Genomic DNA, 10,483 nt, shown 5'->3' on the forward strand with positions numbered 1-10,483 from the left:
CTAATTTACACTATTCTATCATATTTATTTTAAATCATCACTTATTTTTTCTTTGATATATATAATTTGACTTTTTTCAATACTATTTTCCCTATAAAAACTTATTTTGCCCGTATAAGGCATGATACTTATGCAACAAATTGCCTCTCTTTTCCTATCATATATATACATAGTGCCAGCATAGTTTGGATGACCATATTGGTTAAATGATATTATAATTATACCGCTATGAGTTCCTATATTGTCGACAATTACAAATCTATCATCAATCTGTTTTCTTTTTATTTCCTCACCAAAAGAGGATGCTATTTGATAGTGATCAGTATCTATTCTCATTTTTATATAATCATCTGTAATATTTAGCATTTTCACTTCTAAAATATCTTGATACAATTCTCTTCCAAACGCATTCACTTCTAATGTTCTAAAAGAAGTTATTTTAGGTAGAAACCATGTTGAAATTAATCCTATTAAAAACAATACACACATCAATTCAATTAAAGTAAAACCACGTCTCGACTTCATACACTATCCCTTCTTTTTCAAATTCTGCAATCCATTTTACCTCATTATCAATTTTTATAAATTCAAACTTATTTACACTATTACTGTATAGTATATCTGGCTCTTTTGTATTCTTTCCTTCAGTAACAAATAATTTTCTATTAATTAATTGATAATCATATACATATCTATATCCTTTCAAAGTATATCTTCCAAAATCTTTTTTCGAAATATTCTCTATGGACCCAACATCTTTCATATCTGACTTGATAAAATTCGCGAGATTGATAGCTTCTGTTTGAAGTTCTAATCTAACCATCGCCTTATCCCATACCCTAAATATATTCAGGCTACATTTTAGAATTGGCCCTGCCAATATTCCAAAAATTCCAATTACACAGACTAGCTCAATTAACGTCGCCCCCAAATGGCTTTTTCTGCAATTGTATATCAACAAGCTTCACAACCCCTTCCTTTTCCTCATATAGTAAATTACAATACATATCTCCAAGATATCCTTTTATCATATTGTACTCAATATAAACGTCATAAAAATGAGCAGGCTCTTTAATCTCTGTCATTCTAAGAGACTCTCTCCTTATCCAATTTATATTTACTATACTAAGTTCTATTTTTCTATTAACTTCAATGTACTCACCGTTCATTTTTTCAATTCCAAACTCATTTTTTGCTTTTTCTACGGCTTCTATTACTTCATTTAATACTTCATACTCAATAAATTCAATTTCGTTTTCAGCTTTAAAAGCATTTCTGTTACCAATTTCTATTACTTTTTCATTTATATATGCTGCGTTTAGATACGTTATACCAAGTGTAGTTAATAAACTCACCATAAAAATTACTAGTATCATGGCTCCACCCGTTCTTCTCATTTGCATCCCATCCTTATATTGATTGAACCCATTTAAACATCTTTATCTTAGCAATTTCTCTATAATTTTCGTTCATAACCGTTTCTTCTATTTCATAAAAAGAACAATACTCACTCTCGGGTATTGTTTCCAAACGCTCGGGATTCCTTCTATAAACACTTTTCGATGCTCCCTCAATATTTTTTATTGAAAATTTGAACTCATAATTTCCTTCTTTCACTTTCTTACCATCCAACTCTAGTAGTTTCTTCTCATCTCTACCAATAGTTTTGGTATTTTCAATCAATTTTTCTTCAGCAATTGTGTATGCTTCAAATTTTTGATCTGTTGACTGCATCATTTTGATTCCTAATGAAAACATCATGACAAATAGCAAAATGCCAGCAGCCCAAATACTTATAGATAATATCACTTCTATTAAAGTATGACCTCTTTTCATAGCTATCGCCTCCTATTGATAATCTACCCTATTTTTAAATATTTAACGTTTATGTAATTTTTTTAATATAATAAATTAGCGTTTTTAAATAAAAAGTGCAATATCGTAAAAATACCATAAATAGTATTTAAACAATATTGCACTTTCATCACAATTATTATATCAATTTAATAGCTATAAACATCATAAGATCTAACCAATACATTTCCTGACTGATCTTTAGCCCTAACTTCAATTTTAAAAGTCCCTTGTGGTAGGTTTTTTAAATCGAAAGTAATATAGGTATACTTCCCAGTTTCATATATTGGCGTTCTACCCTTTATGCGCTTCTCTTTTCCATATGCTAATAAAGCCACTTCATACTCTATATTATCTGATTCTTCATCAAAAAATCCTATATCAAATTCTATTGCTCCCTCTATTGCTATCAAATCATGATACTCTGTTATAAGCTTTATTTTCGGCTTAGATTGATCCAATTTATAATAAATAGTTTGAACACTACTCTCTATGCCATTTTTATCTTTAGTTATAAAATAAACCTCATTTAACCCACTATTACTTAATTTAATATTAACACTAGGTTTTCCGGCATTTACTTTATACCACTTAGACCAAGCTCCATCTGTAGATACTTTTATATATTTAGCCGAAGGTAAATACTTGTCGATTTTAACCATACTGCCATGTGCTAAATATGGATTAGTAAAACTTCCAACACCATCATAGACGTCCATATCATTTGGTTTTAAGAAATCTTCATTACTTTGTCCTGATTTTTGTACAAATTTAATTTTTGATTGTAGTTTTATCTCTGTACCATCTGGTGAAATAAGCTTCGCTCGAATAAGTTTTGTTCCTTGAGTATTACCCAAGAAAAAATTAGGATAGTACTCCAAAAATATACCTTCTTGATGCCAAATCCATGTGTCACTAACCATATCATACGACTCCCAGTTTTCACCATCCAATGAGAACTGTACCTTATAACCTCTATATGCGTCAATATTCCCAGATGCAAAACCTATCGTAATTTTCGCAGAATCTGTTTCAGCAGAACCATAATTCAGTACCAGACTTATATCACCAGTTGCCAAACTAATTCCACCAAATAAAATCAATGCTGCTATTATAAAAACGCTGATCTTATTTTTCATATTACTCACCTATCTCTTCGTTTAATATGTCATTTAACATATAAATGACTTCAGCTCTATTGATTTTTTGATTCATTCCTCTACTACTATTTGAGGCTATCCCTTCCTCCTCTTGCATCTTTTCAGCAATTTTCTTCCATTTAAATCCATCTAATCCCGGCATTTTTTTCATTATCCATTCGACCTCTTGGTAACTTATATGCATATTAGGTCTAAATGTCCCATCGGGATATCCATTAATCAGTCCTACTGAATAAGCTTTCATTATACTTTCTTCAAATACACCAAAAGTTATAGCATCTTTAAATACATTCACTCTACCATAATAATTACCATTGTTTTTTGTCAAACTCATAGAATTATCAAGAATTTTAACAAATTCAGCACGAGTTACCTTATAGTCTGGTTTAAATGTATGATCTGGATAACCCGAAACATATTTTCTTCTAATAAATGTATTGATTTCATCTTCTGCCCAATGTCCATCTATATCATCAATCTGAACATATCCTTCATCAACTAATACTACGTATTGAGCCCCATAATACTCTTTATCTGAAATTTTTGTAGAGATTATAAATCCCTCATCTTCTTCGGATCTATAAACTTGACTTTTTACAAAATTCCACTTGCCCCCATCATTTCTATATATACCAGCATCCATAGGACCATAGTATTTAAAATTAAGCGTAAGTGGTTTTTGTAAATCTAAAGAATTCTTGCCATTTCTAACTGTAATATTGTACACATTTGTAAGTGGTACGTACTTGTTATTAAAATAATATGGTAAATATTCTCTTTTTTCTATAGCAAAACTAGTCTTTCTAAGAATGGCTCCTGCTGGAACTTCTAATGTGCACACTTCTTTAAACTCATCTGGGCTTTCATAAACTACCTCTCCGCCATAGCCATTCATTTCTACAAATGCAACATTTTGAGATAATACATCTGAACTAGCACCTTGGTAAGCTTCAGCATAGCTCTTCATAAAATTCTCTTTATAAGCTGAGATAAAATCATTAATATATCCAACTGATTCTTTAGTTAAATTATATTTTGCCATGATTTCAGAATCTGTTTCTATGGAAACTCTCCAATTATTAGCTCTTCCATTCGTATAGTCATTTTGTCCCATATACTGACCATTTTGCTTTCCAACTTCCGAACCTGCATCATAAGCTCTTTTCGTTTTTTCATCGTACAAATCAGTTTTAGATTTTGTATACTGCTCTACATAGCTCATTTGAAAGCTAATTTTATATCCATTTAAAAAACCTTGTTGGTATTCATCAATCTCTTTATACAATTCATATCTCGTTTTTAAATAATCTTCTGATTGTATAGCTCCCAACCAATCATTTGATTTCGATGAAAAATAATCATTTGCTCCTGAAGCCACACCGTCTTTTGCACCCATATCACTACCAAATGCAAACCCGTTGTTATAAGCAGTTTCTCTAGGATCCATATTAGAATCTCTAAAACCTTTTTCATATCCAGCTACAAATGCTTCTTTATAGCTTCTTATAAAATAAAGACGATACTCATACGTTTGTTTGTCTAACATAAATTTATCGATTATCTCTGATTCTCTAGGTAATGCATCTTCAGCATCACTCTGCTCTCCACTATGATAATCTTTTATCGCAGCTCTAAAACCATCATTTTCACCAAACATAGCCCCTGACTCTAATGCATCTGTTCTCACATTATCTTCTTCTCTTTCAGTTCCACCTGAAGAATTTTCATAATTTACATCGCTATAAGTTCCTTGGTAAGATGTTTTAAATGCCTCTTTGTACGCTTCTAAAAATGCCTCTTTGTACTCATCTACTTCTCTATCTAAATTGTACAAGTCTTCAATATCATCATCCGATTCAATAGAATCTTCCCAATCACTATCTTCATCGGCTTCTGCATCTTTTCTACCCGCTTTTTTACCATCTGTCTCTCCAGCAGTCTTTCCTTTGTCCTTAGCCCTTTTTTCTAAATCTGTTTCCGTTTCACTAGAACCACCCGAAGAATTTTCATAATTTACCTTACTATATGTTTCTTGATATTTTTCTTTAAATGCCTTTCTATAAGCTGCCAAAAATGCAATTCTATAATCAGAATTTTCTCTATCTAAATCATATAAGGATTCAATTTTATCTGAACTAAGTATAGCTTCTTCCCAGTCACTTTTTTCTTCATCATTAGCATCTTTTCTACCAGCTATTTCTCCAGCATTTTCCCCTGCTGTTTTACCATTTTCTTCACCCAACTCTTCAGGTGTTTTTGTTTTTTCCGAATCCATAGTATCTTCATAACTCTTTAAAAATTGAAGCTTAAAATATCTATCTACTATATTTTTGTAACCTTCATAATCACTATCTTCTTTTCTCTTTTCGGAATCATATTTGTCCATCGCCATCTGTAACTCTATAGTACTTACACTTTGACCCTGCTTTTCCAAATACTTAACATATTCTTCCATTATGTCAAGCCCTTTCAATCTCTCCTCTGCATCAAGAGAATCTTCACTATTTGCATCTTCTTTTCCATATTTTTCACCTGAATAAATACCTATAGCAACCCCTCTTTGTGCTGGCTCACCCAAATCTATATTGCTAGCTGCCTCTCCCCAATTTGGAGAAGTCATTATGACTATCAAAAATGCCAAACATAAAGTACTTAATATCTTTTTCATTTATTCTCCCCCATCACTAGTTGTTATTTTGAGATTTCATATAATCTGTGATAATACCTTCTATAACTTCTTGCTGTTTTTCTCTATCCGTTGTTATATCATCACCTTCATTTATCTTTTCTGCCATGCCTTTTAATACATCTTGAGATGCCTTTATAGCCTCTGTCGAAGACATATCCTCTGGCGTTTTTTCGGACAGAGCATCTAATACATCAACGTCTACTCCATTAGCCTTTTCAAATTCTTTCTTTGCATCCTCAATTATTGTAATTGGAGGAATTATCAACTTTTTACCTACAAATATACGATTGCTCTTTAAATGATTAGCCTCTTTAATCATTTCTATCATGAGCTCATCTCCGCCAAAACTTTTTGCTATAGAATATAGAGTGTCACCTTTCTTCACTGTATAAATTGCAACTCCAGAGTCAAAATCTTGATGTGTCACTTCTACTTTAGGAGGTGTATGAACCGCAACTAGCGTATCCATTAATATCTCTCCACTTCCCACAGCGCTATCTCCAAGTTCAATCTGTATTCCCTGCAATCTCATAGGATATATAGAATATTTGCTTTCAATACTTGTTTCTAGTGTTTTCCATCCTGTCCAATCTATTGATGATGCAAGTGTATTCTCATAAACTCTATTATCTGCTCCTAAAAATCTCAATTTTATAGTTAAATCCGATTCAGCGTAAGAATAAACATTCAACTGATAGCTCTCTGCTGCTCTAGTAACATCTATTCTCTCTTTTTCTAGATTAACAACAAATGTTCTATTCAAAGATTCTAGTGGAAAATTATAATTTACAGAAAGGCTATTTCTACCAGATGTAACATTTGCATCAAGCCCAAAATCACATCGACCTGTTGTATCTCCCATAACTGCCTTAACATCAGCTCTTTCAAAATCTTCCAAAAGAACTTTGCTTTTTATAGGTTCTATATCTATCTGATTTATATCAAAACCTTCTGGAATGACCTCTAGCAATCCTCCATTTTCTGTCGCACTAAACGGTCTAAACGGATCAGTCTCTTCATTAAATTCAACTATTTGAACCTCTCCCTCAATTATTTTCTCTACATGTGCTAGAGAATAAAATCCAAGTCCTATAGTTCCTTCGATCTTTTTCTTATCGTTAACTGTTACCTCTAATTTCTCAATAATAATTTCTTTTTCGTATTTTTTTATATTATCAACAAATTTTACCACATCAAAATAATTTCCTTCAAATGGAACTTCAACCCTTAGATACTCTACATCTACTCCTTCAGCAAATGGATTTTCCCTATTAAATGTAAGCGCACTGAGTTTAAGCCCAGTATCCTGTACAGAGTTGTTTATAACCCATATCGCTACTTCCTGCTCCACACTATCAAAGTATGATGTTTTCATTTCATCTAATTCCTGCTCTCTAACCTTTATTCTGTTCTCTATTTGAGTTTTGGACTCTTTTATTTGCTCATTAGATGCACTTCTCTCTGTATATTGTTCTAATAACATCTTCGAATCAGATAGTTGTTGCATTTGTGGTAGCAAAACAAACTTATTTAATACAAATATTAAAGTTAAACAGATAACTACAATTAGTAACGTTTTTTCTCTTTTTGACAATTTACGTCCTGATGATAATTTCGGTAGTTTTAATTGTTTCATCTATTTCACTTCCTCTGCATCAATCTCAATGGTAAATTTATAATATCCATTGAAATCTGAAATTTCTGGTACAAATAATTTATTAAAATATGGAAGTCTTCTAAGATTATTTTGAAACTCTGCAATATATGCATTATTTTTAGCTATTCCTTTAATTACTTTTTCTTCAGAATTAAATGTAATACCGTCAAAATAAATTCCATCAGGCATAACTGCCGATATTGATTTCAATGATTCGTCATTTATTACTTCTAATTTCTCTATTTGAAGTTTTACACCCTTTAAATCTTCATATTCCTTATTAAGTTCGTCATATTTTGTCTGCATTAGGTTTACTTCCTGTACTTCTGCTTCAGTAGTTCCACCTAATTTTTCTTCCAATTTTCCAATATCATACCCATACTTAAAAAGCATCACTCTTTGTCCTAGACAAACCAATATCATTATCAATGTAACTCCACCTAGCACCGCAAAAAGTATAGTTTCATTTCCTTTTTTCTCAATTTTAAATCCTTGCTTCGCCTTTTTTGCTTTCTTTTGGTAGGACGAAAAAAAGTTTAAATCTGTCATATATTCTACCTCCCTAACAAAGCCCCTAATGCATTTGTATAAATTTTAGAATCAATTTTTAGTCCTTTTTTAGTTACATTTACATGCTCATTAATATCTACATTTATAAGTGGTATCTTAAAATAATTTTCCATGTACTTATCTATCCCTTGAAGTTTTGCTCCTCCACCATATATGATTAGACCATCAAACTCCTTATTTGATTCTCTTGACATATAATATTTTAAAACCATTTGTATTTGGTCACAAGTCTTCTCTAATCCTTCTTTTGCAACATCGCTAAGCAAATTAGCGCTCACTTCCTCCGATTCAGAATCATCTAAATGTACGTCATCTATCATCTTTTGCCTAGCACCATCAAAATCTAATCCAAACGTATTGCTTATGCTCTCTAGTACTTGAGCCGTACCTCCATCTATCAATTTATTTAATTTCATTACCTTCTTATCAAATACCATTACATTTGTACTCATAGATCCAAAATCAACCACTGCTATCGTACCAAAATCTTCAAGTTTCCATTCGCCTACTGTATAAGCCGCTGATATCACCTTTGACATTACATTACTATTTATATCTAGAACATATGGTTCTAGATTAAGCCCTGTAACTAGTTTATAAAAATGATCGGCCATTTCTTTAGGCATAAGAGCTGCCAAAACCCTATACTTCTTAACAGGTCCCTCATCAAATGTTTCGAGTATTTTTGATTCTATTATATATTCATCAAGCATTATGGGAAGGCTATCTTCTAACTCAAATCTAACTATAGATGATAAGTTTATATCTTTAGAATATGGTAGCTCAACTTCCCTTGTAATGACATCTGCACTATCTAATGTCAATACAGCCTTCCATCTCTTCTTTACTCCCATGATATCTAATTGCTTTCTAATAGCACTTCTCAACTGATCTAAATCATTTATTTTACCATTCAAATATGCATTCGATGGTGTTTCAATCATAGCTATTTCTGATATTTTAATATTTTCACCCTTAGCGCTACCTATTACGATTTTTATATTCTCAGAACCCAAATCTATTGAAACTATATTTTTTTCAAACATCTTGTCACCTCTCTAAAACAATAATTTTGTGTACCAATTTAAAATATCGTTCCCCCATATAAGCGTAACCCACGCTCCAATAGCAATAAATGGACCAAACGGTATATAGTCTTTACGTGATTTTATCTTAAACACTATAAGAAGTATTGATATAACACTCGCAAATACCAATGTAAGCATAAATTGCAAAGGCAACATTTTATATCCCAAATAAAATCCAACTACTCCCATCAAAAATATATCGCCATCTCCCATTCCACCTCGCGATATAAATCTAATAATAGCAATGATTCCTGCCCCAAGTAAAATCCCTAATATCGATTCTACAAAATTACCTCTAAGATCTCCAATCACTAAAAACGGTAAACCAAGAACAACTGCAACTATATTAGTCGAGTCAACTATGACCATGTGATCAAAATCAATGAATGTCACAACAATCAAATATGAAGTAAATATGAGATACTTAATAGTCTCCCATTCCAAATCAAACTTCCAAAAAACGCCTAAAAATAGTAAACCAGTAAGCGCTTCAATCATTGGGTATCTTACAGAAAATTTTGCTTTACAATACCTACACCTTCCCCTTAAAAATACAAAACTCAGCAACGGAATCAAATCTAAAGCCTTTAGCTTCGTATCACATGCATAGCAATGTGAAGGTGGATAACTTATAGATACCCCGTTAGGTATCCTATAAATACATACATTTAAAAAGGAGCCCACTATTGTTCCTAGAATGAATACTATAAATGACATACAACCTCCCCTTTCAATACTCTATCATTTTATTATAACATAATAAGGAAAAACAAGTCATAAGTGCAGGATTTTTTAAAGACAAAAAGCCTTAGTCGCTTTCTACATTATAAATACTAACTCAAATCTTCTGACTTACTTTTTTACTCTATAACTTGCAAAAATATATAATAATACATCTGACTTGCTGTAGAACCTGAATAGCTAATATTATAGCCATAATCAGACTGCTTATCAGTCCAAAGACTACTAGGTGCATTATCTCTCCAATAAACATCACTGACATTATATATCTGCTCATCATTCTCCATAACTATTTTCCCACCTAAATATCCTTCTCTAGTTGGTCTTGTAATCCACATTACCCCATAAAAATTTTCTCGAACATACTTCCCCGATACAAATTTGCCTTCTGAAAATTGGAGCAACATAAATTTTCCATACGGCGCTCTAATAGTCCCATAGCGACTAGAATAATAAGATTCAATGTGATTACTCTGTAACTCAACATCAGTACTAGATAAATATTGTTCTGTAAGCCCATTTCTTCCTACATTGTCCTCCGGTGATAATCCCATAGATAAATGCTGTAATCTAGTAGCTTTTATAATATTTTTGGCCGTCAAAACATCTGCTTTATATCTCGAATTTTCCAAAATAAGCGCAAAATTCGCCTGTGCTATAGCTGCTAATATAGCTAATATTGCAAGTACTAGTATGAGCTCTATAAGGGTGAATCCACTTCTTC

General features: G+C 31.9%; 11 protein-coding genes. All 11 read right to left on the minus strand.

What is annotated here, in order from left to right; translation table 11 throughout:
• Window positions 1-24: 24 nt before the first annotated feature.
• A complete protein-coding gene (locus N4A40_02815) occupies window positions 25-525 on the minus strand; it encodes a type II secretion system GspH family protein (protein ID MCT4660765.1) in 501 nt (166 codons plus the stop codon).
• Window positions 494-931 carry a type II secretion system GspH family protein gene (locus N4A40_02820; GenBank protein ID MCT4660766.1) on the minus strand — a complete coding sequence of 146 codons (438 nt, stop codon included), beginning with the start codon at window positions 929-931 and terminating at the stop codon, window positions 494-496. Before N4A40_02820 ends, N4A40_02815 begins: the two co-directional genes overlap by 32 nt.
• Window positions 912-1,397 (minus strand): hypothetical protein, encoded by a 486-nt coding sequence (locus N4A40_02825; GenBank protein MCT4660767.1) that lies wholly within the window; start codon window positions 1,395-1,397, stop codon window positions 912-914. Before N4A40_02825 ends, N4A40_02820 begins: the two co-directional genes overlap by 20 nt.
• Before the next feature lie 13 nt (window positions 1,398-1,410).
• Window positions 1,411-1,836 carry a hypothetical protein gene (locus tag N4A40_02830; GenBank protein ID MCT4660768.1) on the minus strand — a complete coding sequence of 142 codons (426 nt, stop codon included), beginning with the start codon at window positions 1,834-1,836 and terminating at the stop codon, window positions 1,411-1,413.
• A gap of 167 nt (window positions 1,837-2,003) precedes the next feature.
• The gene (locus N4A40_02835) at window positions 2,004-2,993 is read right to left on the minus strand and encodes a hypothetical protein (protein ID MCT4660769.1); all 990 of its coding nucleotides are present in this window, start codon (window positions 2,991-2,993) and stop codon (window positions 2,004-2,006) included.
• A 1-nt stretch (window position 2,994) separates the two neighbouring features.
• Window positions 2,995-5,682 carry an S-layer homology domain-containing protein gene (locus N4A40_02840; protein ID MCT4660770.1) on the minus strand — a complete coding sequence of 896 codons (2,688 nt, stop codon included), beginning with the start codon at window positions 5,680-5,682 and terminating at the stop codon, window positions 2,995-2,997.
• 16 nt (window positions 5,683-5,698) lie between these two features.
• A complete protein-coding gene (locus N4A40_02845) occupies window positions 5,699-7,339 on the minus strand; it encodes a LysM peptidoglycan-binding domain-containing protein (protein MCT4660771.1) in 1,641 nt (546 codons plus the stop codon).
• Complete coding sequence (locus N4A40_02850) at window positions 7,340-7,909, minus strand: PilN domain-containing protein (protein ID MCT4660772.1); 570 nt, start codon at window positions 7,907-7,909, stop codon at window positions 7,340-7,342.
• Window positions 7,910-7,914: 5 nt separating this feature from the next.
• A complete protein-coding gene (gene pilM / locus N4A40_02855) occupies window positions 7,915-8,976 on the minus strand; it encodes a pilus assembly protein PilM (protein MCT4660773.1) in 1,062 nt (353 codons plus the stop codon).
• A 12-nt stretch (window positions 8,977-8,988) separates the two neighbouring features.
• Window positions 8,989-9,735: a prepilin peptidase gene (locus N4A40_02860; GenBank protein MCT4660774.1), complete on the minus strand. Its 747-nt coding sequence runs from the start codon at window positions 9,733-9,735 to the stop codon at window positions 8,989-8,991.
• A gap of 143 nt (window positions 9,736-9,878) precedes the next feature.
• The coding region (locus N4A40_02865; GenBank protein MCT4660775.1) for a prepilin-type N-terminal cleavage/methylation domain-containing protein at window positions 9,879-10,483 on the minus strand (605 nt) is incomplete at its 5' end.

This window comes from Tissierellales bacterium, assembly GCA_025210965.1.
In the GTDB taxonomy this organism is placed as follows: Bacteria; Bacillota; Clostridia; order Tissierellales; family JAOAQY01; genus JAOAQY01.

Coding starts and splice junctions, on each gene's coding strand:
- N4A40_02845 (MCT4660771.1), bottom strand. CDS start 7,339: ATGAAACAATTAAAACTACCGAAATTATCATCAGGACGTAAATTGTCA.
- N4A40_02850 (MCT4660772.1), bottom strand. CDS start 7,909: ATGACAGATTTAAACTTTTTTTCGTCCTACCAAAAGAAAGCAAAAAAG.
- N4A40_02825 (MCT4660767.1), bottom strand. CDS start 1,397: ATGAGAAGAACGGGTGGAGCCATGATACTAGTAATTTTTATGGTGAGT.
- pilM (MCT4660773.1), bottom strand. CDS start 8,976: ATGTTTGAAAAAAATATAGTTTCAATAGATTTGGGTTCTGAGAATATA.
- N4A40_02835 (MCT4660769.1), bottom strand. CDS start 2,993: ATGAAAAATAAGATCAGCGTTTTTATAATAGCAGCATTGATTTTATTT.
- N4A40_02840 (MCT4660770.1), bottom strand. CDS start 5,682: ATGAAAAAGATATTAAGTACTTTATGTTTGGCATTTTTGATAGTCATA.
- N4A40_02830 (MCT4660768.1), bottom strand. CDS start 1,836: ATGAAAAGAGGTCATACTTTAATAGAAGTGATATTATCTATAAGTATT.
- N4A40_02860 (MCT4660774.1), bottom strand. CDS start 9,735: ATGTCATTTATAGTATTCATTCTAGGAACAATAGTGGGCTCCTTTTTA.
- N4A40_02815 (MCT4660765.1), bottom strand. CDS start 525: ATGAAGTCGAGACGTGGTTTTACTTTAATTGAATTGATGTGTGTATTG.